Annotated in this window: 28 protein-coding genes; all 28 read right to left on the bottom strand. The window is 53.7% G+C overall.

Annotation, left to right across the window (positions count from 1 at the left end):
* Positions 1-7: 7 nt before the first annotated feature.
* Positions 8-2,047 (bottom strand): chemotaxis protein CheA, encoded by a 2,040-nt coding sequence (locus HGBM_RS00465; RefSeq protein WP_019119138.1) that lies wholly within the window; start codon positions 2,045-2,047, stop codon positions 8-10.
* Positions 2,048-2,065: 18 nt separating this feature from the next.
* Positions 2,066-3,112 carry a protein-glutamate methylesterase/protein-glutamine glutaminase gene (locus tag HGBM_RS00460; protein WP_019119137.1) on the bottom strand — a complete coding sequence of 349 codons (1,047 nt, stop codon included), beginning with the start codon at positions 3,110-3,112 and terminating at the stop codon, positions 2,066-2,068.
* Positions 3,113-3,143: 31 nt separating this feature from the next.
* Positions 3,144-4,013 carry a MinD/ParA family protein gene (locus HGBM_RS00455; protein ID WP_019119136.1) on the bottom strand — a complete coding sequence of 290 codons (870 nt, stop codon included), beginning with the start codon at positions 4,011-4,013 and terminating at the stop codon, positions 3,144-3,146.
* The gene (gene flhF, locus HGBM_RS00450) at positions 4,006-5,238 is read right to left on the bottom strand and encodes a flagellar biosynthesis GTPase FlhF (protein ID WP_019119135.1); all 1,233 of its coding nucleotides are present in this window, start codon (positions 5,236-5,238) and stop codon (positions 4,006-4,008) included. The genes HGBM_RS00455 and flhF overlap by 8 nt, the downstream gene beginning before the upstream one ends.
* A complete protein-coding gene (gene flhA, locus HGBM_RS00445) occupies positions 5,235-7,277 on the bottom strand; it encodes a flagellar biosynthesis protein FlhA (protein ID WP_019119134.1) in 2,043 nt (680 codons plus the stop codon). Before flhA ends, flhF begins: the two co-directional genes overlap by 4 nt.
* 21 nt (positions 7,278-7,298) lie before the next feature.
* Positions 7,299-8,405, bottom strand: coding sequence for a flagellar biosynthesis protein FlhB (flhB, locus tag HGBM_RS00440; protein ID WP_019119133.1), 1,107 nt, complete (start codon positions 8,403-8,405; stop codon positions 7,299-7,301).
* Positions 8,405-9,184 carry a flagellar biosynthetic protein FliR gene (gene fliR / locus HGBM_RS00435; protein WP_019119132.1) on the bottom strand — a complete coding sequence of 260 codons (780 nt, stop codon included), beginning with the start codon at positions 9,182-9,184 and terminating at the stop codon, positions 8,405-8,407. The genes flhB and fliR overlap by 1 nt, the downstream gene beginning before the upstream one ends.
* A gap of 3 nt (positions 9,185-9,187) precedes the next feature.
* Positions 9,188-9,457 (bottom strand): flagellar biosynthesis protein FliQ, encoded by a 270-nt coding sequence (gene fliQ, locus HGBM_RS00430; RefSeq protein ID WP_019119131.1) that lies wholly within the window; start codon positions 9,455-9,457, stop codon positions 9,188-9,190.
* Between the two features lie 28 nt (positions 9,458-9,485).
* Positions 9,486-10,247 carry a flagellar type III secretion system pore protein FliP gene (gene fliP, locus HGBM_RS00425; RefSeq protein WP_019119130.1) on the bottom strand — a complete coding sequence of 254 codons (762 nt, stop codon included), beginning with the start codon at positions 10,245-10,247 and terminating at the stop codon, positions 9,486-9,488.
* Positions 10,240-10,932 carry a flagellar biosynthetic protein FliO gene (locus HGBM_RS00420; protein WP_026074102.1) on the bottom strand — a complete coding sequence of 231 codons (693 nt, stop codon included), beginning with the start codon at positions 10,930-10,932 and terminating at the stop codon, positions 10,240-10,242. Before HGBM_RS00420 ends, fliP begins: the two co-directional genes overlap by 8 nt.
* Positions 10,933-10,939: 7 nt before the next feature.
* Positions 10,940-11,302: a response regulator gene (locus tag HGBM_RS00415; RefSeq protein WP_019119128.1), complete on the bottom strand. Its 363-nt coding sequence runs from the start codon at positions 11,300-11,302 to the stop codon at positions 10,940-10,942.
* A 28-nt stretch (positions 11,303-11,330) separates the two neighbouring features.
* Positions 11,331-12,581, bottom strand: a complete 1,251-nt coding sequence (gene fliY / locus HGBM_RS00410) for a flagellar motor switch phosphatase FliY (protein ID WP_019119127.1) — start codon at positions 12,579-12,581, stop codon at positions 11,331-11,333.
* Positions 12,574-13,566 carry a flagellar motor switch protein FliM gene (gene fliM, locus HGBM_RS00405; protein ID WP_019119126.1) on the bottom strand — a complete coding sequence of 331 codons (993 nt, stop codon included), beginning with the start codon at positions 13,564-13,566 and terminating at the stop codon, positions 12,574-12,576. The genes fliY and fliM overlap by 8 nt, the downstream gene beginning before the upstream one ends.
* Before the next feature lie 37 nt (positions 13,567-13,603).
* Positions 13,604-14,044, bottom strand: coding sequence for a flagellar basal body-associated FliL family protein (locus tag HGBM_RS00400; protein ID WP_019119125.1), 441 nt, complete (start codon positions 14,042-14,044; stop codon positions 13,604-13,606).
* A gap of 13 nt (positions 14,045-14,057) precedes the next feature.
* Complete coding sequence (locus HGBM_RS00395; RefSeq protein ID WP_019119124.1) at positions 14,058-14,279, bottom strand: flagellar FlbD family protein; 222 nt, start codon at positions 14,277-14,279, stop codon at positions 14,058-14,060.
* 77 nt (positions 14,280-14,356) lie between these two features.
* Positions 14,357-15,172: a flagellar basal body rod protein FlgG gene (gene flgG / locus HGBM_RS00390; protein WP_026074101.1), complete on the bottom strand. Its 816-nt coding sequence runs from the start codon at positions 15,170-15,172 to the stop codon at positions 14,357-14,359.
* A gap of 82 nt (positions 15,173-15,254) precedes the next feature.
* A complete protein-coding gene (locus tag HGBM_RS00385; RefSeq protein WP_019119122.1) occupies positions 15,255-15,662 on the bottom strand; it encodes a TIGR02530 family flagellar biosynthesis protein in 408 nt (135 codons plus the stop codon).
* 102 nt (positions 15,663-15,764) lie between these two features.
* A complete protein-coding gene (locus HGBM_RS28685) occupies positions 15,765-17,090 on the bottom strand; it encodes a flagellar hook-length control protein FliK (RefSeq protein WP_019119121.1) in 1,326 nt (441 codons plus the stop codon).
* 65 nt (positions 17,091-17,155) lie between these two features.
* On the bottom strand, positions 17,156-18,040 hold the full coding sequence (locus HGBM_RS00375) for a magnesium transporter MgtE N-terminal domain-containing protein (protein ID WP_019119120.1): 885 nt from the start codon (positions 18,038-18,040) through the stop codon (positions 17,156-17,158).
* A 13-nt stretch (positions 18,041-18,053) separates the two neighbouring features.
* The gene (gene fliJ / locus HGBM_RS00370; protein ID WP_019119119.1) at positions 18,054-18,506 is read right to left on the bottom strand and encodes a flagellar export protein FliJ; all 453 of its coding nucleotides are present in this window, start codon (positions 18,504-18,506) and stop codon (positions 18,054-18,056) included.
* Between the two features lie 6 nt (positions 18,507-18,512).
* Positions 18,513-19,829: a flagellar protein export ATPase FliI gene (gene fliI / locus HGBM_RS00365; protein WP_019119118.1), complete on the bottom strand. Its 1,317-nt coding sequence runs from the start codon at positions 19,827-19,829 to the stop codon at positions 18,513-18,515.
* Positions 19,816-20,643 carry a flagellar assembly protein FliH gene (gene fliH, locus HGBM_RS00360; protein WP_026074100.1) on the bottom strand — a complete coding sequence of 276 codons (828 nt, stop codon included), beginning with the start codon at positions 20,641-20,643 and terminating at the stop codon, positions 19,816-19,818. The genes fliI and fliH overlap by 14 nt, the downstream gene beginning before the upstream one ends.
* Positions 20,627-21,640, bottom strand: a complete 1,014-nt coding sequence (gene fliG, locus HGBM_RS00355) for a flagellar motor switch protein FliG (RefSeq protein WP_019119116.1) — start codon at positions 21,638-21,640, stop codon at positions 20,627-20,629. The genes fliH and fliG overlap by 17 nt, the downstream gene beginning before the upstream one ends.
* A gap of 13 nt (positions 21,641-21,653) precedes the next feature.
* Positions 21,654-23,240 carry a flagellar basal-body MS-ring/collar protein FliF gene (fliF, locus tag HGBM_RS00350; protein ID WP_019119115.1) on the bottom strand — a complete coding sequence of 529 codons (1,587 nt, stop codon included), beginning with the start codon at positions 23,238-23,240 and terminating at the stop codon, positions 21,654-21,656.
* A 31-nt stretch (positions 23,241-23,271) separates the two neighbouring features.
* Positions 23,272-23,571 (bottom strand): flagellar hook-basal body complex protein FliE, encoded by a 300-nt coding sequence (gene fliE, locus HGBM_RS00345; RefSeq protein WP_019119114.1) that lies wholly within the window; start codon positions 23,569-23,571, stop codon positions 23,272-23,274.
* A gap of 15 nt (positions 23,572-23,586) precedes the next feature.
* The gene (gene flgC / locus HGBM_RS00340; RefSeq protein WP_019119113.1) at positions 23,587-24,048 is read right to left on the bottom strand and encodes a flagellar basal body rod protein FlgC; all 462 of its coding nucleotides are present in this window, start codon (positions 24,046-24,048) and stop codon (positions 23,587-23,589) included.
* A 6-nt stretch (positions 24,049-24,054) separates the two neighbouring features.
* Positions 24,055-24,462: a flagellar basal body rod protein FlgB gene (flgB, locus tag HGBM_RS00335; protein ID WP_019119112.1), complete on the bottom strand. Its 408-nt coding sequence runs from the start codon at positions 24,460-24,462 to the stop codon at positions 24,055-24,057.
* 501 nt (positions 24,463-24,963) lie between these two features.
* Positions 24,964-25,743, bottom strand: a complete 780-nt coding sequence (codY, locus tag HGBM_RS00325) for a GTP-sensing pleiotropic transcriptional regulator CodY (protein WP_019119110.1) — start codon at positions 25,741-25,743, stop codon at positions 24,964-24,966.
* Positions 25,744-25,750 lie beyond the last annotated feature (7 nt).

The raw sequence follows: 25,750 nt of genomic DNA, 5'->3' as shown, positions 1-25,750 counted from the left end.
CTCCTCTTTATCTAATCAACATATTGCAATCGAGTATCAGCGCCACCTGTCCGTCACCCAGAATGGTCGCGCCTGAGATGGCAAATACGTTTGTCAGGTATTTGCCCAGCGTCTTCAAGACGATTTCCTGCTGCCCGATGAAGGAGTCCACGACAATCCCGGCCATCTTATCCCCTTTGCGGACGATGACGACGGACACGTCATCCGTTTCGGCAGGGTTCGGAATGGAGAAGATCTCCTTCAACATGACGAGCGGTACGACCCGTCCGCGGAAATCGATCACCTTTTGGCCATGAACCATCATGATCTCCTCTTTGCGGTACACGGCGGTCTCAATGATCGAACTGAGCGGAACCGCGTACTTTTCACTGCCGATTTGGACCAACATGGCCGATATGATCGAAAGGGTCAGCGGCAGTTGAATGAGGAACGTGGTTCCCAGCCCCAGCTTCGAGTCTACGCTGACCGACCCGCCGAGGGATTCGATCTTCGTCTTGACGACATCAAGGCCGACGCCGCGTCCGGAGATGTCGGAGACGACTGCCGCCGTACTGAACCCGGAGTGGAAGAGGAAGTCGTACACCTGTTTGTCGTTCAGGCCCTCCGCCTGTGCCGATGTGATGATGCCCCGTTCGATTGCCTTGTTCAGGATCTTGTCCCTGGAGATCCCGGCCCCGTCGTCGCTTACCTCAATCAGCACGTAATTGCCGCTGTGATAAGCCTTCAAAGAGACCGTCCCTTCCTCCGGCTTGCCGGAAGCGAGGCGCACCTGCGGCGATTCGATGCCGTGGTCAATCGAGTTGCGCAGCAGGTGGACAAGCGGGTCGGCAATTTCATCGATAAAGGTCCGGTCCAACTCGGTTTCCGCGCCCTCGATTTCCAAATTCACTTTTTTGTTCAATTCCTTCGCCAAGTCGCGAACCATCCGCGGGAAGCGGTTAAACACTTGTTCTACCGGCACCATCCGCATCGTCAAGATGATGTTTTGCAGATCTCCGCTGATGCGGCTCATGTGTTCCACCGTTTCCTGCAGCTCGCTCTTGCCTAGATCGCGCGCCAACTGCTCCAATCTTCCGCGGTCGATGACCAGCTCGCTAAACAAATTCATCAAGATATCCAGCCGTTCGATATCCACCCGGATCGTCTTGCCGCCCTGCCGTTTCACCACCGGAGCAGCACCGGTTTCGGCAGGTTTTTTGCCGGGCGCTGCCGGTGCGGAGGCTGCGGCCTCCTTGGCGGCGCTTACGACTTCAATGGTTTGGCTTGGCAGCTTGATTGATTCAATCGCTACATCGCTGATTTCGGAGATGCTCTCGATCAGGGAGCGCACCTCTGCTTCCGTCTTCATCGATACGTACACGACCTCAAAAGAGGTGTCAAAGCGTTCGTTTTCAATCTCCTCGACGGATGGGATCGATTTGATCACTTCCCCGTTCGCCTCCAATTGGTCAAAGACCATATAGGCGCGGGCCGCCTTTAACACGCAATCTTCGCGCAAACTGACCCGGATGCCAAGCAGGTTGTATCCGTTTGTCTGCGATTCCTTCATCACGGAGACCGCGTAGTCGTCCAGCTGGTAATGGCGCAGGCCATCTGCCGAATCCGCTGCGTCTCCTTTGCCCGATTGTTTTGGCTTCTCAGCTGGGCTGCTTGCGATCGCCTGCAGATCGCCTGCTACGATCGCCCGCAGTTTTGCCACCGGTTCAGATACATCCGCCGAACCGTCACCGCCGTCAATGATGTTGTACACCATCGTCTCTATCAAATCGACACTTTGAAAGATGACATCCATGATGCTGCTGTTGATCGTCAACTTGTGGTTGCGAACCAGATCGAGGACGTTTTCCACTTCGTGCGTCAGGCTTGCCATGTCCTCAAACCCCATCGTGGCGGCCATCCCTTTCAGCGTGTGGGCAGACCGGAAAATCTCATTGACAATCGCTACGTCATCAGGTTGGTTTTCCAGCTGCAGCAGGTTTGCGTTAATCGCCTGCAGGTGTTCTTTTGATTCCTCGATAAACATATCCAGGTATTGATTTAAATCCATACCTTCCACCTCCCGCGGTCAGATCACAATTCGTACAAGTGTTTCAGCGATTTGTTCCAGCGGGACGATCTGGTCCGCCAGACCGGCCTGAATCGCTGATCGCGGCATTCCAAACACGACGCAGCTGGATTCCGCTTCAATTACGCTCGTCACCGTTCCTTGTTCCTTCATTATTTTTAAACCCTTCGTACCGTCGCTGCCCATACCGGTCAAGATGACCGCCCATTTTTTTATGTTTCGCAGCTTTCCAACTGATTCAAACAACACGTCGACAGAAGGGCGGAGCCCACCCCGCGGTTCGCTTTGATTCAAGCTGGCATACAATCTGCCATCGTCATTTTCTCTCACCTGCAAGTGATACCCTCCGGGGGCGATATACGCAGTCCCCGGAAGGATCTCGTCTCCTTCTGCGGCCTCCACGACGCGAATCGCCGACAGTGCATCCAAACGCTGCGCAAGTGATTTGGTAAAGCCTTGCGGCATGTGCTGGACGATCAGGATTGGCGCGGGAAAAGAAGCGGGCAATGACGTGAGCACACTTTGCAGTGCCTTGGGACCGCCTGTACTCGTGCCAAGGGCAACGATTTTGCGGCCTGGCTTCACGTTGGGCAAAGGGGAGTACAGCTTGGGCGCCTTGGGCGGCGGAACCTGCCACGGCTTTCGCTTGGCGACAGCCGCCAGCTTTACCCGTTCGATCAGTTCATCCGCAACTTTATGTATATCAAGTGAGATCGGGCCTGACGGCTTGGCGACAAAATCAAATGCCCCAAGTTCCAGTGCTTGAACGGTCGCTGCCGCCCCCTCCGTAGTTAAGCTGCTCAGCATGATCACTGCAAGCGGGGAGAGGCTCATCAGCTTTTCCAATGTCTCCAGGCCATTCATCACGGGCATTTCGATATCCAATGTAACGACATCGGGCGAGAGCTCTTTCACTTTTTGCAGGCACTCCTGGCCATTTCTGGCCTGGCCTGCCACTTCGATGGAAGGATCGCTGCCCAGGATGTCGGAAATGACTTTACGCATGAAGGCTGAGTCGTCCACGACGAGGACACGGATGTTTTTCATGACGGACAAATCCCTTCCTTATCGGTTCACATCACTTACGAATCCATCTTTTTATCCGGGTTAAAAAACCGCCCATTCCTTCCCCTTGAGCCTGAGCCCCCTCTGTCCCTTTCTGCAAATAGGCGTCAACCAGCGAACAGATGCTTTTCGACGCTTGTGTTTGGGGGTAGAGAAGAAAAAACGGAGTCTGCTGCTTTACCGCTTTTGCTACCCGGATATCGTCAGCTATGTATCCCAAGGTCTCCACTTCCATCCCGAGAAATTGACGGGCGACCAATGTCAGCTTGTCGGCTGTCTGTTTGCCTTCCCGTTCGGAAGCAACCCGGTTGATGACCATTCGGATCCGCATTTGCGGGTTGTATGAATGAATCATTTTGATCACTGCATAAGCGTCCATGATGGCGGTCGGCTCCGGTGTCGTAACCAGCAGGACTTCATCGGCAGAGAGCATAAACTGCAGCGACTCATTGGTGATTCCTCCGCCTGTATCGAGCAGGACGGTATCGACATGTCCCTGCAGACTGCTGATCTTGCCCAAAAACCGGGACAGATCCGCATCGTCAAATTGCGTTAATTGGGTAAACCCGGAGCCGCCGGCGATAAACTCCAACCCGTCCGGACCGCGTTCGACGACATCCCAGACTGTTTTATCCGGCTTTAACAGATCGAGCAAATGGTGCTTGGGGGATATCCCCATCAAGACATCCAAATTGGCGAATCCGATATCGACGTCGAGAATCATCACCTTTTGCCCTTTGGCTTTCAGTCCCAAAGCGAAATTCAATGTGAAGTTTGACTTGCCGACCCCGCCTTTGCCGCTTGTGATCGTAACGATCCGGGTCCTTCGCATTCCCTCTCGCAGGAATAGGCGTTCGCGAAGCTGCTTGGCCTGATCATGCATCGGCATCGTCTCCCAGAATGAAGTTGGCTACGACCTCCGAAGTTGCTTCGACGATATCATCCGGCACATTTTGCCCTGTTGTGATGTACGAGAGAGAAAGGTGAAATCGACAGGCGACGTTGACGATAGAACCGTACGTACTGGTTTCATCCGATTTCGTAAAAATCACCTTGCTGACGGGAACGTCGGAAAAATTCTCGATGATCGCTTTTGTATCCTCGTATTTTGCGGCAAGACTGAGCGTCAGGTAATGTTCGCACTGTTCCCCCCGGCGCAAGAGCGCTTTGATCTCGCGGACAAACTCTTCGTTGCGGTAGTTGCGTCCGGCTGTGTCTACCAGAATCAGATCGCAGGCGCCGAGCCTGTCCTTTGCCGCATCTATCTCTTCTGGAGTGAAGACAACCTCGAGCGGCGCGTTGAGAATGTTGGCATAGGTTTTCAACTGTTCCACTGCCGCAATCCGATAGGTGTCAGAGGTGATAAATCCGACCCTGCGCCTTTCCTTGAGCATGGCCTCCGCAGCCAGCTTGGCGATGGTCGTCGTCTTGCCCACCCCTGTCGGCCCAAAAAAGAAAGCGTATTTGACAGAACGGGGGATCGTCCGCGACCTGGCCATACTGTTGTCGAGCATTTGCTTCAGCAGTTCCGTGGCACGGGCAAACACTTCAGCCCGGCTTGCCGAAACCGGATCGGAAAACTGCCCCAAAAGCCGGGTCAACAGTTCTGAAACGATCTCGCGCTCTACCTCCTGATTCAGCAATCGATTCCTGACGGCGAGAAAGGCCGGCGGCAGCGTGCTGCTTGCTTCCTCTTGGAACAACATTTTTTGGAAGAAAGAGCGCATCTGGCGAAGTTCGCTGACCAACTCCTCGCTCTGCGGTTTCGCAGCGCCCGGTTCCTGCTTGCGTCCGGTCTGAACCGGGGTCTGCACCCTGGGAGGATCAGCCACCGAGGTGCCGCCCCGCCCGTAAGCTTGCCTGGCCGCAGCCGCCGGCATCGCGGCGGCTGAAGGCGCACTCCTGACTGCCCCGTTTTGCTGTCGCTGATCGTTCTGCTTGGGATCGACGGCAGCGATTACCTCAATTTTTTCCTTGCCAAAAAATCCGAGGAACCCCCTGGTCTTCACCGGTTTGGTGCCCAGGATAATCGCGTCCTTCCCAAAGTCGACCTTGATCTGTTCCAAAGCGTCCGGCATTGAATCGACAACATACCGCTTTACCCTCATGACAAGTTCACCATCCCTACGCTTTGTACTTCAATATGGGGCTCAAGCTCGTTGTAGGAGATCACAGGGACATCGGGCATCATGCGCTCCATCAGCTGCCGCAGATACATGCGGATGGCTGGCGAAGTCAGGACGATCGGCTGCTGCCCGGAATTGACCATTTTGCTGATCTCCTCCGACATGCTGTGATAGATCCGCTGCGAGGTCTCGGGATCGATCGCCAGATAGCTTCCCTGTTCCGTTCGCTCGATTCGTTCCGATATCGCCTTCTCCAGCGCCGGTCCGGCCGTAATGACGCGAAGCGGCTGGCCTGGCTCGGTATACTGTTGGGTGATCTGCCTGGATATGCCCTGCCTGACGTACTCCGTCAGGACTTCCGGGTCTTTGGTGTAAATGGCGTGGTCAGCCAACACCTCCAAGATAGCCGGCAGATTTCGAATCGACACTTTTTCCTTCAAGAGCTTTTGCAGGACCTTTTGCACCTCGCCGATCGACAAGAGTCCCGGGATTAATTCGTCGACCAAGACGGGACTGGTTTCCCTGATGTTGTCGATCAAGGTGCGAGTCTCCTGGCGTCCAAGCAGTTCGTGCGCATGGCGTTTGATCACTTCGGTCAGGTGTGTCGCGACCACGGACGGCGGGTCAACCACCGTATAGCCGGAAAGTTCGGCAATCTCCTTATTCTCTTCTGTTACCCATAATGCCGGGAGTCCAAACGCCGGTTCCGTGGTTTCTATACCGACAACCGCATCATCCTCGAAACCCGGGCTCATCGCGAGATAGTGATCGAGCAAAATTTCGCCCGCAGCAACCTGATTCCCTTTGATTTTGATCACGTACTCATTCGGGCGGAGCTGAATGTTGTCGCGGATGCGAATGACCGGAACCACGATTCCCAGTTCGAGGGCGCACTGGCGTCGGATCATAATCACCCGGTCGAGCAGATCGCCGCCCTGCTTCGCGTCAGCCAGCGGAATCAATCCGTAGCCAAATTCAAACTCGATCGGATCAACTTGAAGCAGACTGACGACGCTTTCCGGACTGCGAACTTCCTCAATTTGCTGTTCTTCCTCCTGCAGTGCCGTCTCCACCATCTGCGTCTTTCTGCTCCGGTCAAGCTGCCAGCCGAGAAAGGCCAGCAGCAGTCCAACAGGGATGGTCGACAGCGGACCAATCGGCGTGACGATGCCGAGCAGCGCGATCACGCCCGCAACGATGTAGAGCAGCCTGGGGTAAGCAAACAATTGCGCCGAAATATCGTCGCCGAGTCCGCCTTCCGAAGCGGCCCGGGTCACGATGATGCCGGTGGCAGTGGAGATCAGCAAAGCCGGAATTTGTGCGACGAGCGCGTCGCCGATCGAGAGTTTGGTAAAGGTCTTGAGCGAAGTGGCAAAGTCCATGCCGTGAATTGCCATTCCTATAATGAAGCCGCCCAATACGTTGATAATAAAAATGATGATTCCTGCAATGGCGTCCCCTTTTACAAACTTGCTCGCCCCATCCATGGCTCCGTAAAAATCTGCTTCCCGCTCGATTTTTTGCCGGCGGCTGCGGGCTTCCGCTTCCGAGATCATCCCGGCATTCAGGTCGGCGTCGATGCTCATCTGCTTCCCTGGCATCGCGTCCAGCGTAAAGCGGGCTGCCACCTCTGCGACCCTCTCCGACCCCTTGGTGATGACGATGAATTGGATCACGATCAAGATCAGAAACACGACAAAGCCCACTACTTCGTTGCCGCCTACGACAAAACTGCCGAACGCTTCGATTACCTTACCGCTTTTCCCTTCGCTCAGGATATTCCGGGTTGTCGATACGTTCAGAGCCAGACGAAACAGCGTCGTGATCAGCAGCATCGTCGGAAAGATGGAGAATTGCAGCGCTTCCTTGGTGTTCATCGAGACGAGCAGGATGACCAGGGCAAGAGAGATATTCATCACCAGAAGAACGTCCAGCAGCCTTGCCGGCAACGGGATGACCATTGCGACTACGATGCTGATGACGAAGAATATGACTCCAAATTCTTTCAGCTTGCTTCCCACGTGGTCTCTTCCTTTCGCTCTCTATCTTCTTCTTGCTGTCTTTCCTTGCAGCTTGTACACGTATGCCAGTACTTCCGCCACTGCTTTAAACAGTTCTTCGGGAATTTGCTGGCCGAGTTCCACTTGACTGTACAGCGCTCTGGCTAGCGGCTTGTTTTCCATGACTACGATCCTGTGCTCCTTGGCGATTTGCTTGATTTTTAATGCCAGGTAGTCCTGCCCCTTGGCAATCACAGTCGGGGCGCTCATCTCTGCCGCCTCGTACTTGATCGCCACGGCGAAGTGCGTCGGGTTGGTAATGACGACATCCGCCTTGGGCAATTCCTGCATCATCCGGCGCATCGCCATCTGACGTTGGCGCTCCCTGATCTTGCTTTTGATCAGCGGGTCCCCTTCGGTCTTCTTATACTCGTCTTTTATGTCCTGCTTGGACATTCGCAGGTTTTTTTCGTATTCGTACCGCTGATACAGGTAGTCAAAACACGCCCAGACCAACAGCAGAACACCGATCATCAGCCCCAGCTTCACAGCCTGTCCAGCGGTAAAGGAGAGCACGATATCTACTGTCTTCATCGGCAGCTTGACCAACTCGTCCTTGGCTGCCAGGAGGATGACGTAGGCGATGTACAAACCGGTACTGATCTTAAGCAGGGACTTGGCCAGTTCTACCAGGCTGCGCAGGGAAAAGATGCGTTTGAATCCTTTGATCGGGTTGATCTTGTCCAGCTTTGGCTTGATCGGTTCGACGGTGAACAGATTGCCTACCTGCAAGTAATTGGTCACCGCCGCCGAAATCAAGATGACCCCCAATACCGGTGCCGCGATCTTCCCTCCGGCAAACGCAACCTGCTGGATCATGACCTTCAGATTCTCCTCGTTTACGTCCCACAGCGTGTAGGTCGAAAGCGACTGGCGGAGAATGCTCTGGAACACTTCCAGCATCCACGAGCCTGTCATCAGAAGCAGAAAAAACGTCATGACCAACGTGATCGCCGGCGACAGCTCCGAACTCTTTGCCACCTGGCCTTTTTTTCGCGCGTCCTGCTTTTTTCGGGGTGTCGCCTTTTCCGTCTTTTCGCCGTTAAAGTACTGCAGGTCGATTGGAAACAGCATCTTTGTCTGTCTCATCACAAGCCTCCCAGGAGCTTCATCATGTCGGACATCGCGGCAAACATCTTTCCGAACAATCCGCTCAGGACGTAGTAAAAACCGGGCAGGACGATGAACAGGATGAGCAGGCCAGAGACAATTTTTATGGGCAAACCAACCACAAAGATATTAAATTGCGGCACGGTTTTGGCGATAATACCAAGAGAGAGATCTACGAGAAAAATCGCCACGACGACCGGTGCGGCAATCATGAAGCCGCTCATGAACATGTAGGAAAATACCTTCATGACCAGCTGAACGAGTGGCTCGCTGCCAAACGAAAGCCAAGCCCGGTCGATTGGAACTGCCTGATAACTGGCGAGTATGCCGCGAATGATCATGTGATGGCCGTTCGTCGACAGTAAAAACAAGGTGGCCAAGACGTTTTTAAAGCTGCCGGTAAGCGGCACGTAAGCGCCCGTTCGCGGGTCGATCACGTTGGCCAGCGCAAGGCCAAGCTGCATATCGATCATTCCGCCGGCGACTTGTACGGTGTAAAACAGCAGCTGCAGGATCGTTCCCAGCAGCAGGCCGACCAGCGCTTCCTTGACTGCGTAAAGGATAAAGCCCAAGTCCAGCGGGATCGGACCGGTATCGGGTACGAGCGAATAGCTGATAAAAGCTAATGCAAGCGCCAGGCCGATTTTAAACTGATTGGGCACGCCCCGGAAAGAAAACACCGGCGCCGAGACGAAAAAAGCGGTCAATCGGACAAACACGAGTAAAAATGCGGATAATTGCTGCTCAATCAACTCCATACGCTATCCCACAAATCGGTGCAAATTTCCGTAGATGCTCATCGTAAACTCAACCAGTGTTTTCAACATCCACGGAGCAAATACGAGCAGGGCCAGCATGACCGCGACAATCTTAGGGATGAAGGCAAGCGTCTGTTCCTGAATTTGCGTGGTCGCCTGAAAAATACTGACCAGCAAGCCGACGACCAAGCCAATCCCCAGCGCCGGAGCGGTGACCAACAGGATCGTGGAAACGGCTCCCTGGGCTATCTGCAAAATCAATTCTGTACTCATTTCGCCCTCCTTCGCCTGATCATCCGGCCTAGTAGCTGGCCAGAAGCGATTTCACAACCAGATGCCAACCGTCGACCATGATAAATAGAAGAATTTTAAACGGAAGCGAAATCATGACTGGCGGAAGCATCATCATCCCCATCCCCATCAGGATGCTTGACACCACCATGTCGATCACAAGAAACGGGATAAACAGCATAAACCCGATCTGAAAGGCTGTCTTCAGCTCAGAGATGGCGTAGGCTGGAACGAGTGCGGTCAGCGGGATGTCTTTTACACTCGTCGGCCGTTCCGCTTTCATGTAATCGAGAAACAGCGCCAAATCCTTTGCCCTCGTCTGCTTGGCCATGAATTCCTTAAAGGGAATGACTGCCTGACTCAGCGCCTGCTGCTGTGAAATCTGCCCTTGCAAAAACGGTTGGACCGCCGTTTCGTTCACCGCAGCAAATGTCGGTGCCATGATAAAAAAGGTCAGAAACAAAGCGAGCCCGATCAGCACCTGATTCGGCGGCATCTGTTGGGTGGCGAGCGCATTGCGGACAAATGACAGCACGATGACAATACGCGTAAAGCTGGTCGCGAGCAGCAAAATCGCGGGAGCAACGGATAGGACTGTCAGGATCAAGAGCAGCTGCACAGTCGTGGCCGTTTCCGTCGGACTGCCGGAATCCCCTCCGCCGATTTTGATGTCGATTCCCGGTACAGCGGGAAGCTCCGGTGCCGCGTGCACCTGCGTTGGGAGCATGAATAACAGACAAAGGATAAGTAGAATGGACAAACGCTTATTCATCTCTGTTCCCCTTTTGCCGCTGATCGCCTTCCCACAATGCCGATTTGCTGTTTAATTCCTGCAAGGCATTCAACTGTTTTTCCAGTGCTTGATCAAAAGAACCAGCTTCGTTTTCGAACAGCTCTCCCTGTATCTCGGCCTTTTTTCCGGACCTCAGGGCAGACAGCCATCCAGACAATCCCTTCGCTGCCAGCGGTTGCAATTCCGCTTCCTGGAAAATCAAATCGAGTTCGTCCCCTGCCGGTATGTGCCGCAGCAACTGAATGTTCTCGCCTACTCCCAATACGTAAAGGGAGTCGCCGATCATGACACACTGTACTGATTTTCCATTTCCCAGCGGAATGACCCCGATGACTTTAAACGGCCCTCTTCCCATACTCCCTAGCTGTTGATGCTTCAGAAATCGCAGCAGCAGGTAGATGAGTACGATGATGACCCCTAAGGAAAACAAGATCTGCATGAGAATCTTCCAACCGCTGGGGGCAAAGCTGTCTGTCGATCCTGCCGCCGTCGGCACATTGCTGTCTGTTTGCGGCGTCAGACTGCCCGATTTGTCGAACTCTTCCATCACAGTCGTGTCATTGCCTGTGCTCTCAGCGTAGACGGCTGCTGCGGGCAGACAGCCGAACAGCAAGAGCAGGATGCCGCATACAGCCGCAAGCATTGCCTTTCTGTTGTGAAACATCATCGTGTCAACCCAGCGTCTTCCTGATCGCTTCGATTACACGGTCGGCTTGGAACGGTTTGACGATAAAGTCTTTTGCCCCCGCCTGGATGGCGTCGATTACCATCGCCTGTTGGCCCATTGCGGAGCACATGATGATCCGGGCGTTTGGATCCAGCTTCTTGATTTCCTTGAGCGCGGCAATTCCATCCATCTCCGGCATGGTGATATCCATCGTCACCAGATCAGGGCCAAGCTCCTTGTACTTCTCCACGGCCTGTGCGCCGTCGCTCGCTTCTCCGACGACCGTGAAGCCGTTTTTCGTCAAGATTTCCTTGATCATCATCCTCATGAAAGCAGCGTCATCCACAACCAACACTTTGTTGGACATTTTTGGTTTCCTCCTTGATTATAAAAGATTATTGCAGTTTTTGGACGCGATCCCATTGACTGACAATGTCCGTGACCCGTACGCCAAAATTCTCGTCGATGACTACGACCTCACCTTTGGCGATCAGCTTGTTGTTAACCAGGATATCAACCGGTTCACCGGCAAGCTTGTCCAACTCGATAATGGAACCGGAAGACAGTTCCAGAATCTCCTTGATCAATTTCTTGGTCCTGCCTAGTTCAACCGTCACCTTTAACGGAATGTCCAGCAAGAGGCCCAGATTGTCGTCCGTCATGGCGGCCGGGCCCGGCGTCAGCGGCATAAATTCCGCCGGACGAACATTTGCCGAAGTATTCCCATACGAGCTAAATCCGCCGATGTGCTGCGGCGTATGCCCGTATGGAGGGATTCCTGCGGGTGCCGACGGAGCAGTTGGCGGCATCTGCGGTGCCGAACGGTTGTACATACCTGCAGCAGCCGGTTGTTGTTGGGCAGCCGGGATTGCCGGCTCCGCATACGCAGCAGCCGCGGCAACGGGTGCCGGATCGTACGTTACGCCAGGGCTAGCCAGCTGTGCGGTCTCTGTCGTATCAACCCCGGTTCCCATCAGCCGATCGATCATTTGCTTGGCAAATTGGATCGGGATGAGCTGCATGATTTGGGAATCGATCAAATCTCCCACTTTCAGGCGGAAGGAGACTTTAATAAAGGTATCTTCGTCGGGAAGATTCCCGTCGCCGTTTCCCTGAGCCAAGTCCATAATGTCGACGCTCGGCGGCGAAATGTTGACCAACTGATTGAACATCGTCGACATCGAAGTAGCCGCTGACCCCATCATCTGGTTCATCGCTTCCTGAACCGCGCTGATCTGGATGTCGGTGAATTCAATTGCATTCGGATCCCCGACACCGCCCATCATCAGGTCGGCAATGATGGCCGCGTCTTCCATCCGAAAGACCAGCACATTGACTCCTTCGAAACCATCTGTGTATTTCACGTGAACAGAAACGTGCGGTTGCGGAAACTCGGCGCTCAGTTCGCTTTTGCGAATGGCGGAGACCGTAGGAGTCGTAATGTCCACTTTTTGGCTCAGCAATGTGGAAAGTGCGGTTGCCGCACTGCCAAGCGAAATGTTCCCGATTTCCCCCAATGCATCCTGCTCCAGAGGCGTGAGCAGTTCTGCCACATCCAGGCTTTTTCCAGGCTCTTCATCTTCTGATGAGTTGCTGGCGCGAAGCAGCGCGTCAATTTCGTCCTGCGACAACATATCTTTACTCATCATGTTCCTCCCTTTGCTCCACGACTTCGTCGATCTGAACAGCTATCCTGCCTTTCAATGTGCCGGCCTGTCCGCGAAACTTGACGGTGCTGCCGACGAGGACATTCAGCTTTTGATCAATAGACTGGTCTAATTGGATCACGTCCCCCTTGTTCAAGTGAAGCAGTTCCCCGACGGTAATGGTCGCGGTGCCGATTTCTACAATGAGCGGAAGCTTGGCTTTTTTGACCCGCTCTTCCAAAATCCGCTGTGCCCCTTCATTAGGCACCTTGCGTGAGGAAAACCAGTATTGCCCGGACAGCTTTGGCATGATTTGCTCAAGAACCACGTGCGGCAGACACAGGTTGATCATGCCGGTGGTGTCGCCAATTTTGGTGCTGAAAGAGATCACGGCGACGATTTCATTCGGTGAAACGATCTGCATGAACTGCGGATTCATCTCCATCATATCCAAGTAGGGCTCCAGATCCGTTACCTGTTTCCACGCTTCCGAAAAACTTTCCAAGGCATTCCTGAAGATTCGTTCCATGACAGTCGATTCAATTTCCGTCAGCGCCCCTGTTTTGACCGGAACATTTCCCTGCCCTCCGAGCAGACGATCAAGCATGGCATAAGCGACGTTGGGGTTTACCTCCATCACCATTCGCCCTTCGAGCGGAGGGGCTTCAAAAATGTTGAGAATGGTCATTTTGGGAATGGACCGAATAAACTCGTCGTATGGCAATTGATCAACAGAGGCGACATGAATCTGCACAAAGGTTCTAAGCTGCGCTGAGAAGTAGGTAGTAAGCAATCTGGCGTAATTCTCATGTATGCGCGTCAGTGCGCGAATCTGGTCTTTGGAAAAACGCAGCGCCCGTTTGAAGTCGTACACTCTGACTTTCCGTTCGCTCTCTTCCTTTTTCAATTCATTCGCATCCATCTCCCCCGAAGACAGAGCAGCCAACAGCGCATCAATCTCATTCTGTGAGAGAACCTCGGCCATAGCGGTCACCTCCTTTATCGTAAACCCTGCGATAACGCTAGGTCATTTTTTTCACGGTTGTGATGACTTGCAAAATCTTGCCGTCTTGCATGATCGCGCTAATCTCATTCATGATCTTGGCTTCCAGTTTGTTCAGACCCTCTGTTCCCTTGAGGTCTTCCGGAGTCAGTCCTGCCAATGTTTTATTGATGATATTCAATACCTGGGGTTTCCGTTTCTCCAGTTCTTCCTTGGCGGATTTGCTGTCTGCTGTAATGCTAAAGCGCACGACTATAAAGTTGTTTGTCAGCAAATTGGTGGTGATTTCATCCGTATCGACGGTGTATTTCAGCATTTCATCGGCAGTTAAAGCCGTCGCCTCTTTCGCATCTGCCGGAGAAGCGTAATACGTTTGCCATAAGACAAAACTGACCACGCCGAGCAAAGTAATTGCAATGATAATGATAAGCGCCATATTAAATAACCGGTTTTGAAACATGGGTAGCCTCCCGCTATTCATCTGATTCGCTCGTCGACCGCGAAACCGTAGCGGCCATCGGAACCGCCTGGTAAAACGAAGTGATGCGCGCGACTATCTCCTCGGCAGCCTCTTTGACGATGTATTTTTTCCCGTTGGTCAGCGTAATGACCGTATCGGGAGTTGACTCAACTGTCTCGATGTGAGTGATATTGAGGTAAAACGTTGTTCCGTTAAAACGGGTCAGAAAAACCATCAAATATCCCCCTAAAAGGTGGCAGTCAGGAGGGGCGCAGCTTCTCGCCCGCTCCCTTCTCCACCCTGGTTAGCTATCTACCGCTTCAGGTTGACGACTTCTTCCAGGATACTGTCGGACGTGGTGATGATGCGCGAGTTGGCTTGGAAGCCGCGCTGTGCGACAATCATCTCGGTAAACTCTTCCGTCAGATCGACGTTGGACATTTCAAGCTGGCCGGATACGATCGAGGAATTGGCCTCTGCCGGGGTGGTTACTTGAAATTCCCCGTCCGGATGTGCATTCGGCGTCAATTCGAACAAGGAATTGCCCACCTTCTTCAAGCCGCCTGGATTGCTGACGACTCCGACACCAATCGTGGCGATCTCTTCGTTGGTGCCTTCCGGCGTCGTCCCGGTGACAACCCCGTCTTTGCCGATGGAGTATGATACATACCCGTCGCGCGGGATCTGAATCGGCCCGGATCCGCTGTCATCCATCACGTAGTACCCCTGTGAGGTGACCAAAAATCCGTTGGCATCCCGCGTAAAGTTGCCGGCCCGGGTCAGATAGAAAGGGGCTCCATCCTGGGTCGGGCTGACGATGAAAAAGCCATCGCCTTCAATCGCCAAGTCGGAAATCAGGTTGGTCGTCATTGGACTGCCCGGCGTATGGACGACGTCGATGGATGCTACTGTCGAACCCAAGCCGATCTGGCGCGGGTTGACACCGCCAATGCCGCTGTCAGTCGGCGCGGTTGCGCCGGCGATATTCTGGTTTAGGATATCCTGAAACATCACCCGGCTCTTCTTGAACCCTACCGTGTTGACGTTGGCAATATTGTTGCCAATCACATCCAGCTTGGTTTGAAAGCCGCGCATCCCGGAAACTCCTGAATACAAAGAACGAAGCATGTTTCACTACCCCCTTATGCTGTCATGACGGTTGCTTCAGTCAGTCCGCAACCGCGGGCTTCCTCGATGAGGGCCGGCCCGTCTAAGCAAATACTGCGCTGTCGATATTGGTAAAGACGTTTTCCTTCATATGTGCCTGATCGAGTGCCGTCACCACTTTGCGACTTCTGATGTTGACGACATATGCGACATTGTCCATCAAGACGAGGGAGTCTCTTGCCCCCTTCGCTGCAGCCCGCTGAACTGCTCCTTCCAGCCTGGCCACTTCTGCATCGGCCAGCTGAATGCCGCGTTCCTGCAATCGGTTTAAGGCGTGATGGCTAAACGACAACTTTGGTCCTTCGACTGCAGCCGCCGAGTTTTGCTGCAGCGTCTCCTCCAGCCAATGCTGAAAGGGCCTTGAGACCGCCGCTGCCGGATTCGGCTGACTGCCGATTCCACCTGGTTTTGATGGATAGTACGCCTGCCCGACGCGAAACGATTGACTCATGTCGGCACAACCCCTTTTTCTGTGAAAAACGTCATGACGTTTTTCATAAAACATGGATGTGACCGCTTGCGGCTGGCAAACGGGTCATGACCGTTTTGTGCACTAGACCCTGCGCAGCGTCCCGGACTGAGCCTCATCTGCTTCCTCTAGCAGATTGTCGAGCGAAAAAACTTCCGTCTCTTCCTCCGGCTGCTGCTGCCGCTCCGGTGTCTGCTGGCGACGGCCCTCTTGTTGTTGGAAGTCGTAAGAAGGCTGTTGCTGTTGCTGCAATACCTCCAGGCGATCTACCTGCAGCCCCTGCTGTACTAAAGCCGCCCTGAGCTGCGGCAGCTGGTTGTCCAGCAGCTCTTTCCCCGCTTTCGAATCAGCCAGGAACTGAGCCGATATCAATCCGTTGTGAACGATGATTCTCACGTCCACCTGCCCCAATGAGCGTGGGTACAACAGAAGTTTCGCATGAGAAATGCCGTCTTGGTTCTCCAGCTTCATCTGTTTGACAAACAGATTGCTGACGTCCTGGGCAAGGTGGTCTCCCCGGGTCTGATAGACGGCTGCCCCGCTGCTTGCTGCGCCCGACACGAACTGCTGTCCCGTACTTGCCGGGGTTGGAGCAGCGGGCGCCGGGTTTGCGCTGCTGTCAGGCTGTTCCGCCAGCTTTGGATCAATCTTTGCCAGTTCCCCGTTCGCCTGAGTCAGATTGACTGCTGGTTGGCGGACTTGGGTCGCAGCCTGAGCCTGGTAACTGAGCAGGGCTTGATTGACCCGCATCGGTTGAAGATTGGCGTTGGCGGTAGAACCCGTCAAGACCGCCGGCATGAACAGCTGATAGCCCGTTCCTTTGGAAGCGTTCTGCTTTGCGGTCGGAACCTGGTTGCCTTCTGGTTCGCTTTTGTTCACTTCAAACCCTAATTGACCCAGCAAAAGCTTCAGCTGGTCTGTCCCCGTCAGGCTTTGGCTCACATGAACGGGCTGTCCCTCTTTGGCCGAGGCTTGCAGCAGCTGGAGGATTTGTGTGTACGAACTTTGCTGTTCCGGCTGCTCAGCGGCCCGGAGCAATTGCAGCAACTGCTCCGGGAGGACGGGGTTTGGCGCCGCCTGCTGTCCCCCGGCATGATCCAACTGCTGAAGCGGCAGCAGATTCGCCGTCTCCTTCGCCGGTTGCAAATCGTCGGTCAGGTCGAACTCTCCGCCGGCAAGCGACTGTTGCAACAGGGCCAGCAGCATCTCCATCTGCTCTTCGCCAGGCTCATCCTGCAGCGGCAAAAGCTCACCGGTCTGATCTGTTTCATCCGCATTCTGGAGCGCGCTGCCGAGCTGCAGGGCGAAAAGCATCCCGAGCAGATCTGTCGGCGTCGAAGCCTGTCCCTTTTCTCCGGGGAGTCCGGGCATTGAGCCTGGCACCGCCGGCGTCGTCATCATGACATTCATCTCGTCACCTCCTCGTATTTGACAAAGAAATAGTTGCTATGTAAACGATAAACGGATGGTACCGATTATCGGAGCAACTCGCCCGTTAAGCGAGCAGCCAACCCCTCGTCTTTCTTGGACAACGATGCCAAGATCTGGGCGCGCCTGTCGCTTTCCATGCCGGCAAGGATGGAGATCACTTTTTTTCGCTCGGATACGGCCATGCTTTGCAAAATGTTGGCAGCGTCGTCCGCGTTCATCTGGGAGAAGCTGCTGATCAGCGACTCGAGGCTGGCCGAATCCTTGCGGGCTGCAGCCAGTTCGCTGGTCAGGGATTGTACGCGCTGCTGCAGCGCGGCTATGTCTTCATCCTTGTTGACTGTCGTATCCTTTAACAGAATCGAAATGTCGGCTGCCTTTTTCGGATCCATTTTGGCCAGGATGTCCGCCTGCTGATCGGGTTTCATTTTGCCCAACACGGCGACGGCTTCCTGTTCGGACAAATTCCCGATGATAGAGGCAGCATTGCGCGACGACATCGAGGTGTAGACCTTGGCCAGATCCTGAAACTGTTTCTGCCTCGCCTCTTCGTCTGCCCGTTTGTCGTCCAGTTCCCGTTTCAGCTCGTCCACCTGTTTTTGCATGGCTTGGATTGTCGTGTCTTTTTCAGCCGCTTCTGATTTCAATTGTTGGATCGTCTGGTTCGATTCGGCCAGCTTTGTCTGAAGCGGCGCCTCCTGTGTTTTTGCCGGCGGCGCAGCTGTATCGCTGCCGCTTTTTTCCACGCCGCCTGCAAGCTGTCCGACGTACGGGATCGCTTTCGCCGCAGACGTCAGTTTTCCGATGACGTCAACGCCGAGCAGGCTCAGGAGAACTCCGCCCAGAAGGCTGGCAAAGAGCGCCGGTATGACCAGCATGTAGAAAAACCATTCCCATTTGCTGTACGCTCTCTCTTCCTGTATCTCTTCCATGGGGAACCTCCCTTCAGGCTTGCTTCACTCGCTGGATGTAGCGCGCTACGCCCATTTCGTCCAGCTCTTTCTGCTCCCGCTTGCGCTCGCTGTCTTCAAATTGCTCCTTGGCCTTCTCGCGCATTCGCTCCCACAATTTGGACTCCTGCATGTGGAAGGTCAACCGGCGTTTGCAGCGCTCCAATTCCTGCTCACAACCGAACAAGGTTTTCTTTTGCGTGGCAATCGCCCTCTCCACCGCATGCCGGTAGCGGGCAATCTCCATCAACTGGGCAGCACTGCAAGACTGGTGCTGCAATTCGAACAGCGATTGGGTCACTTCTTCGCGATGCCGGTCAAGCTGCATCAGCTTCTGCTCCTCTTCCGCCTTCCGCTGCTGGGAGAGGCCAAACGCCCACTCAGCTTGTTCCTTCTCTTTTTCCTTTAAATCGACGATTTTTTGCAGTTGGAAGCGAAACGTACTCATCTGTACTCACCCCGAAAATTTTGCTGTCAGCTCGCTTACGCTTTCCGCAAGCTCCGCCGGCTCGTGCGTCCCCTGGGCCGTAAACTGGTGAATCAGCTCCCGGCTGCGAATCGCCTCGTCGATCTCCCGATTCGTCCCCAGTTTGTACGCGCCAATATTGATCAAGTCCTCCGACTCCCGGTATGTCGCCAGCAGTTGCTTCAGCCGGCGGGCCGCTGCCAGGTGCTCATCGGTACAAATCTCATTCATCACCCGGCTTACGCTCGCCAGCACATCAATTGCCGGAAAGTGCCCTTTTTGGGCGATTTTACGGTCGAGCACGATGTGGCCGTCGAGAATACCGCGAACTGCGTCGGCAATCGGATCGTTCATGTCGTCCGAATCGACCAGCACCGTGTAAAAAGCGGTGATGCTGCCTCTCTTCGCCGTACCGGCCCGCTCCAGCAGCTTCGGCAGCAGAGCGAATACCGACGGCGTGTATCCGCGGGTCGCAGGCGGCTCTCCAATCGCCAGGCCAACCTCGCGCTGGGCCATTGCAAAGCGCGTGACGGAATCCATCATCAGCATCACGTTAAGGCCCCGATCGCGAAAATACTCGGCGATGGAGGTGGCGATCAACGCCCCCTTGATTCTGATCATGGCCGGCTGGTCTGATGTGGCGACCACGACGATCGACCGCTTCAAACCTTCCTCGCCAAGGTCGCGGTGAATAAATTCCATCACCTCGCGTCCGCGCTCACCAATCAGGCCGATGACGTTAATATCGGCACTGGTATTGCGGGCGATCATCCCGAGGAGTGTGCTCTTTCCGACACCCGAACCGGCGAATATTCCTACCCGCTGGCCTTTTCCCACCGTCAGGAGGCCGTCGATGGCCCGAATGCCAACACCCAGCGGCTCCGAGATCCTTGGACGCTGCAGCGGATTTGGCGGCAGGTTGTTCGTCGGATAAACCGCCAAACCGGACGGCAGGCTTGTCCCGTCCAAAGGCCGTCCCAAACCGTCAAGCACCGTCCCGAGAATTTCCGGGCCCACCTTTACGGAAAGCGGCTTGCCGGTCGCGACCACGTCACAGCCGGGGCCAATCGCTGATAACTCTCCGAGCGGCATCAGCAAAACCTTGTGATCCCGAAACCCGACGACCTCCGCTAACAGCGGTTCCTGGTTGTGCTGCGGATAGATGAGGCAGACCTCACCCAGCTTCGCCTCAGGGCCATGCGCTTCCACGGTCAACCCGACGACCTGGGTCACTTTTCCGTTGACGCGGATCGGGTCGAGCATCTGCAGCGCATGCGTGTATTTCGAGAGATCAAGTAGCCTCATATGCTTCACTTCCCCGCGCGATCTCCAGCAAAACCTGCTTAATCTCCTTCAATTGTGTGTCGATTTTTGCATCCACGCTGCCGAGCGGGGTACGGATTACACATCCTTCGTCCTGGACGGAGTAATCGGGGATGATCGACAATTCAGCTTGTCCATCCAACAGCGCCAACAGCTCGGCGCGATTTTCCGCTACAAAATCGTAGAAGCGGTGGTTGACGCAAACCGTAATCTCGCCATGCACGCGAGAGCGGCGCAGAACCTCTCCAACCATGGCCAGCACCTGTTCGGGTGCGGCCGCCAACTCCCTGCCGATGATCTTCCTTGCGATCTCCGTGCTGAGGCCGACGAGAAACGGCTCTGCTTCGTTAATGATGCGCTCTTTTTCGCTATGCGCCTGCTCCAGCAGCCGGCCGGCCCGCTCAACCCGCTCCCGCTCTTCCTCCATGGCAGCTTGCTTGCCGGCCTCGTACCCGGCTGCATACCCTTCTTGCCTCGCCTGCTCATAGCGCTGCTGCGCCATCTCTTCTATTTCCTGCAGACGTTCTTCCCGCCACTTGGCCATTTCCTTTTCTGCCTGATCACGCCGCAGCTCTGCCTGTCTGGCAGCTTCCGCCAGCAGTGTTTCAGCCGTTTCTTCCGCATCGCGGATAATGGCTGCCGCCTCTTTTTTTGCTTCCAAAAACATTTTTTGATTTTCTTGCAACCTTTCCTGAACTTGTTCCGTCTTTAATGCAGGAGCGGTTACGGAAAGGGCGATTTTTTCAGAAGAAGCCAAATATCCCGAAGCTTTGATAATCCTAGACAATGATATCATCCCCTCCGCCGCGGGCGATGATGATTTCACCCGCCTCTTCCAGGCGGCGGATCGTCGCGACGATCCGCGACTGAGCTTCTTCAACATCCCGCAAACGGACAGGCCCCATAAATTCCATCTCTTCTTTGAAGGTCTCGGCCATCCGTTTGGACATATTCCGGAAAATCGTCTCTTTTACTTCTTCGCTGGACACTTTCAGCGCCAATTGCAAATCGGCGCCATCGACATCCCGGATGACCCGCTGGATGGAGCGATTGTCAAGGGTAGCGATATCTTCAAACACAAACATGCGCTTCTTGATCTCTTCCGCAAGCTCTGGATCCTGAATTTCCAAAGAGTCGAGGATCGTGCGCTCCGTGCTTCGGTCTACTCCGTTGAGGACCTTGACGATCGCCTCTATGCCGCCTGCCTGTGTGTAATCGTGGCTGACTGTGGCCGACAGCTTCTGTTCCAGCACCTGCTCCACTTGGGCGATCACCTCGGGAGATGTGCTGTCCATCATGGCGATGCGCTTTGCCACGTCAGCCTGCCGATCCTGCGGGAGCGCCGACAAGATCATCGCCGCCTGTTCCGGATCGAGGTAGGACAAGACCAGTGCGATCGTCTGTGAGTGTTCATTTTGAATAAAGTTGTAAATTTGGCTGGCGTCGGCTTTGCGGGCAAAATCGAACGGACGCACTTGCAAATTTGCGGTCAGGCGGTTAATAATATCGATCGCTTTAGATGCACCCAGCGCTTTTTCCAGAATTTCTTTGGCGTAGGTGATCCCGCCTTGGGCGATCACTTCATTCGCAACGGCTATCTGATGAAATTCTGCCAATACCTTTTCCTTTTCCAGGTTGTCTACCTTTCTCACATTGGCAATTTCCAAGGTTAGCTGTTCGATCTCGTCTTCGCGCAAGTTTTTGAACACTTGTGCGGATACCTCTGGACCAAGCGTGATCAGCAGAATTGCCGCTTTTTGTCTGCCCGTCAGTTCTTTCGTTCCGCGAACCATCTGTTGTTCACTCCTAATCCTCGGCCAGCCATGTTCGCAGCAGCGTGACAAATTCGTCAGGCTTGCTGCGGGCCAGCTTCTCTAATTGTTTGCGGACAATGACTTCTTCGCTATCTTCACGCTGAATATCCGGGATTTCGCTCAACTGCGGAGCGGGCATGTCATTGATTGGCTCGTCGAGCGCCTGATCCGTACGGTTTCTGCGTCGGATAACGAGAAAGGCAACGGCGCCGAGAGCGAGCAGCGCCAGTGCGCCCGCACCGTAAAGAAGGTAAGGACTGACCGAAGATTGCTGCTGATCTGTCACTTTTCCGGCAAAGGTGCGCGGAATCACAGAAATTCGCTGGTCGAGGTCTTGTTCAGACAACTGTACGTTCTTTCTGCTTAGCGTCACCCTGACGACATTGCGCAGTACCTGCTTGATATTGTCTAATGTCGCCTGATCAAGCTGCCCTCCGTCAGGCGGTTCGACGCCCACGTTGATCGTCAGGTCTTCAATTTGGTATGGGCTCGCCGTGATATTCCGGGTGATCCGATTGACTTCCCGATTCACCTTGTCATGCAGTTCCTCGTAGTCGCTGTCAGCACCTTGTCCGGCAGCAGAAGGAAAACTGGGCACGTCATTGGGACCGGTTCCGGCTATGCCGCCTGCCGGGGCACCTTTTCCGCTAAAGGTCTTGGAGATCTTCTCGGCACTGATGATAATCCCTTCGTTATTCTCCTTGTCCACCGGTTCCACCAGATTTTCGACGCGGTTTTCCTTATCAAAGTTCATCTGAACGGCAGCGTGAACGATCACCTTGTCTCTGCCCATGATCGTGCCGAGCAGATTGTACAGGTTTTGTTGGATTTCTCTTTCGATGTTTGCCTTGATTTTTTCTTGCTGTTGGAATCCGGTCAAGCTGCCTGCGCTGTCCTCTTCATCCGTCATTTCCAACGGATTGAAGTACTGGTCGGTGACCGTGATATTTTCAACCGGAAGCTTTTCCACGCTGTGGGAAATAAGATGATATAAGGCCTTGATTTGCTGCTGGTTTAGCTGTGTACCCGGCTCTACATCGACAACGACGGAAGCAGTGGCAGAATCCGGCTTGTCTGTTACCCAGACTCCCTCTTCGGGCAGGGTCAGCATGACTTTCGCAGAGCGGACACCGCGGACCCGCTCCAGCATTTTTTGCAAATCCAGCTGCAGAGCGTCCTTTTTCAGCATGTGAAACTGATTGTCGGTGATGCCAAACGGCCCGGCACCGGAAAAAATATCAGAGCTGATGCTGGCTTCACGCGGTATTCCCTGTGCCGCCAGTTCCACGATGGTGTCCTGGGCTACAGCCTGCGGCACTTCAATGCCCGTTCCATTTCCGACGATTCGGTACGGAATCTGTCTGCTGTCCAATTCCTGCTTGATCATGCCTACTTCCTGTTCGCTCAATCTTTGGTTGTACAAGGAGACGTACACCGGTTTGGAAGCTATGTATGCATAGAGTCCGAGTGAGATCAGCAGGAAGAGTACAGTCCCTGTGATCAACAACTTTTGCTTGCCTGTCAGCCGATTCCACGTCTGCGTGATTCGTTCTTTATATAGCGTAAGTCGTTCGTTCATAATTCACCTCACCAAGAAATTACCAACCGTATCAGAGCGGCATGCGCATGATCTCTTGGTAGGATTCTATCACTTTATTTCGCACTTGCACGGCAAGCTGCAGTTCGGTCGACGACTTCACTCCTGCGAGCATCACCTGGTGAACATCCTGGATTTCTCCTGCGACAAACTTTTCGGTCAGTCTCGATGCTTCCAGCTGTGAGTTATTCAACTGCTCGAGCGAATCAGACAAAAATGACGCAAAAGATTTCGCGGTTTCCGCAGCCGATGCCTTTCCCGCTGGCGCCGCTTGCGGCGGTAACGCGACTTTCGCTATCTGGCTTATTTCCATTAATGATTACTCCCCTTATCTCCCGTTGATTTCCAACGCTTTGATCATCATGCTTTTAGCGGCATTTAACACTGTCACGTTGGCCTCATATGATCGAGAGGCGGAAATCATGTCGACCATCTCTTTCATGATGTCGACATTTGGCATGAGAACATAACCGTCCGCATCAGCATCAGGCGATTCCGGATTGTACACGCGCTGAAACGGGGTTTCATCTTCCCGGATCGCCGTAACCCTCACACCTTGTTCGGGTCGGCTGCTGACGTTTCCGACGGCCGCCTGCAGCAAATTCTCAAATGATTGATTCGTCTTGGGCTGCACCTCGACGATCTTGCGCCGGTACGGCTCCCAGACGCCGTTTACCAACCGGGCGCGGGTTGATTTCGCATTCGCCACGTTGGCTGCAATCGTATCGAGTCGAAGCCGGTTGGCGGTCAAAGCCGATGCCGACGTATCCATTCCTTGAAACAAATTCACTTCAGATTACCTCCCTCCGCCGTCGATTACGGTCTTCAATTTGGTAAAATACCCGTTGGTCATCTGGACTAAACCGTTGTACCAGATCGTATTTTTCGCAAGCTGATTCATTTCGTATTCAACATCTACGTCGTTGCCGTTGTTCTGCACCAAAGCGTCCGGATTCGACACGATTTGCGGATATGGCACGGCGCCAGCTTGTCCCGAGCCAAAGGCAATATGGCGAGGGTCCGTTCTGTAGGCGGCCAGTCCGCTTTCCCCTTCTCCACTCAACTCTTGATGCAGCAGATCTTCAAAGACGACCTGTTTGCTTTTAAATTGCGGAGTATCCATGTTGGCAATGTTGTTGGCGATCGTGCGCTGCCTGAGCATCCCCACGTCCAACGCTCGAGCCAACAGCTGCAATTGATCCATATCAACCGTACCCCCTCAGTTTGCCTTATAGATACAAATACCCACTTCATCCATCACAAAAACATCTTACTGTGAAATTTTGTGAAAACATGTCGAGTTTTCGGGATCGCCTGTCCAACCCTACAAAAGATAAGAAGATTCCTGTTTTTTCGACATTACAACTCCGAATAAATCATATCAAAATCAATTTCGTTAAAAAAGCTTTTTTTTACAATATGATACAATTCCATACCAAAGACTCAATTCATCAGCCATCTTGGACCATCCGACAAACTGATATACCTATTTGTCAGTTTCAACCATATTAAAAAAAGGGACTTTTGTCATGAAAAAATTCCCTCTCGCTTTCTTCGCTAGGCAAGACCGTGTTTGCCAAAGCTTTTTTAGTATAAAAAACAGGATCACCTTTGACTGTGACAATGATCACAGCCCGTTCTCCCCAAAAAAAGCAGCCGCGATCACTGCGGCTGCCCTGTTTTATGACATTCTCATGACGGAGATCTACGTCGTTTTCAATTTTTCCAGTTCCGGAAGCAATTTTTCGTTCAGCACCTTGATAAAGGTCCCTTTCATACCCAAAGAACGCGATTCGATAACCCCGGCGCTCTCCAATTTTCGCAGAGCGTTCACAATCACCGAACGAGTGATGCCGACGCGGTCAGCAATTTTTGAAGCGACCAAGAGACCTTCTTTTCCGTCCAATTCTTCAAAAATGTGTTCGACTGCTTCCAATTCGCTGTAGGAGAGCGAGCTGATTGCCATTTGGACGACAGCTTTGCTGCGGGCTTCCTCTTCGATCGCCTCGGCGCGTTCGCGCAGAATTTCCATTCCCACGACAGTGGCCCCTACTTCAGCGAGGATCAATTCGTCTTCGCCAAATTGCTTGTTGACGCGGGCGAGAAGCAGGGTGCCCAAGCGATCGCCGCCGCCGATGATCGGAACGACCGTTGTCAAGCCGGAGCTGAATACTTCTTTCATCTCCACCGGGAATGCGGTATACGGACTGTCTATGCCAAGGTTTGCTGATGTCTCTTCCACTTTCAACAGATTTGCGCTGTAGTCTTCCGGAAAACGGCGTTCGCTTAACATGGCGCGAATCCGCTCGTTGTCAATTTCCTGCGCGATGCCGTAGCCGAGCATTTTGCCTTTGCGGCTGACAACGAAGATGTTGGCGTCGATGACATCACTCAAGACCTGCGCCATTTCGTTGAAGTTGACTGCATGACCTGCTGACTTTTGCAGCATCCGGTTGATTCTTCTGATTTTCGATAACAAATCCATGACTCTC

The organism is Brevibacillus massiliensis, from assembly GCF_000311785.1.
Classification (GTDB): Bacteria; Bacillota; Bacilli; order Brevibacillales; family Brevibacillaceae; genus Brevibacillus_C; species Brevibacillus_C massiliensis.
The sequence above is the reverse complement of the archived record's forward strand: the minus strand, read 5'-3'. Positions and strand labels throughout refer to the sequence as shown.

Coding starts and splice junctions, on each gene's coding strand:
- HGBM_RS00460 (WP_019119137.1), bottom strand. CDS start 3,112: ATGAAAAACATCCGTGTCCTCGTCGTGGACGACTCAGCCTTCATGCGT.
- HGBM_RS00395 (WP_019119124.1), bottom strand. CDS start 14,279: ATGGTTTTTCTGACCCGTTTTAACGGAACAACGTTTTACCTCAATATC.
- HGBM_RS28685 (WP_019119121.1), bottom strand. CDS start 17,090: ATGAATGTCATGATGACGACGCCGGCGGTGCCAGGCTCAATGCCCGGA.
- fliM (WP_019119126.1), bottom strand. CDS start 13,566: ATGGCCGAGGTTCTCTCACAGAATGAGATTGATGCGCTGTTGGCTGCT.
- HGBM_RS00455 (WP_019119136.1), bottom strand. CDS start 4,013: ATGCATGATCAGGCCAAGCAGCTTCGCGAACGCCTATTCCTGCGAGAG.
- fliH (WP_026074100.1), bottom strand. CDS start 20,643: ATGATATCATTGTCTAGGATTATCAAAGCTTCGGGATATTTGGCTTCT.
- fliI (WP_019119118.1), bottom strand. CDS start 19,829: ATGAGGCTACTTGATCTCTCGAAATACACGCATGCGCTGCAGATGCTC.
- HGBM_RS00465 (WP_019119138.1), bottom strand. CDS start 2,047: ATGGATTTAAATCAATACCTGGATATGTTTATCGAGGAATCAAAAGAA.
- HGBM_RS00375 (WP_019119120.1), bottom strand. CDS start 18,040: ATGGAAGAGATACAGGAAGAGAGAGCGTACAGCAAATGGGAATGGTTT.
- fliE (WP_019119114.1), bottom strand. CDS start 23,571: ATGGAAATAAGCCAGATAGCGAAAGTCGCGTTACCGCCGCAAGCGGCG.
- HGBM_RS00415 (WP_019119128.1), bottom strand. CDS start 11,302: ATGTCCAACAAAGTGTTGGTTGTGGATGACGCTGCTTTCATGAGGATG.
- flgB (WP_019119112.1), bottom strand. CDS start 24,462: ATGGATCAATTGCAGCTGTTGGCTCGAGCGTTGGACGTGGGGATGCTC.
- flhF (WP_019119135.1), bottom strand. CDS start 5,238: ATGAGGGTAAAGCGGTATGTTGTCGATTCAATGCCGGACGCTTTGGAA.
- fliJ (WP_019119119.1), bottom strand. CDS start 18,506: ATGAGTACGTTTCGCTTCCAACTGCAAAAAATCGTCGATTTAAAGGAA.
- fliP (WP_019119130.1), bottom strand. CDS start 10,247: ATGAATAAGCGTTTGTCCATTCTACTTATCCTTTGTCTGTTATTCATG.
- HGBM_RS00385 (WP_019119122.1), bottom strand. CDS start 15,662: ATGAGTCAATCGTTTCGCGTCGGGCAGGCGTACTATCCATCAAAACCA.
- HGBM_RS00400 (WP_019119125.1), bottom strand. CDS start 14,044: ATGTTTCAAAACCGGTTATTTAATATGGCGCTTATCATTATCATTGCA.
- flhB (WP_019119133.1), bottom strand. CDS start 8,405: ATGAGACAGACAAAGATGCTGTTTCCAATCGACCTGCAGTACTTTAAC.
- flgG (WP_026074101.1), bottom strand. CDS start 15,172: ATGCTTCGTTCTTTGTATTCAGGAGTTTCCGGGATGCGCGGCTTTCAA.
- fliG (WP_019119116.1), bottom strand. CDS start 21,640: ATGGTTCGCGGAACGAAAGAACTGACGGGCAGACAAAAAGCGGCAATT.
- fliQ (WP_019119131.1), bottom strand. CDS start 9,457: ATGAGTACAGAATTGATTTTGCAGATAGCCCAGGGAGCCGTTTCCACG.
- fliF (WP_019119115.1), bottom strand. CDS start 23,240: ATGAACGAACGACTTACGCTATATAAAGAACGAATCACGCAGACGTGG.
- codY (WP_019119110.1), bottom strand. CDS start 25,743: ATGGATTTGTTATCGAAAATCAGAAGAATCAACCGGATGCTGCAAAAG.
- HGBM_RS00420 (WP_026074102.1), bottom strand. CDS start 10,932: ATGTTTCACAACAGAAAGGCAATGCTTGCGGCTGTATGCGGCATCCTG.
- fliY (WP_019119127.1), bottom strand. CDS start 12,581: ATGAGTAAAGATATGTTGTCGCAGGACGAAATTGACGCGCTGCTTCGC.
- fliR (WP_019119132.1), bottom strand. CDS start 9,184: ATGGAGTTGATTGAGCAGCAATTATCCGCATTTTTACTCGTGTTTGTC.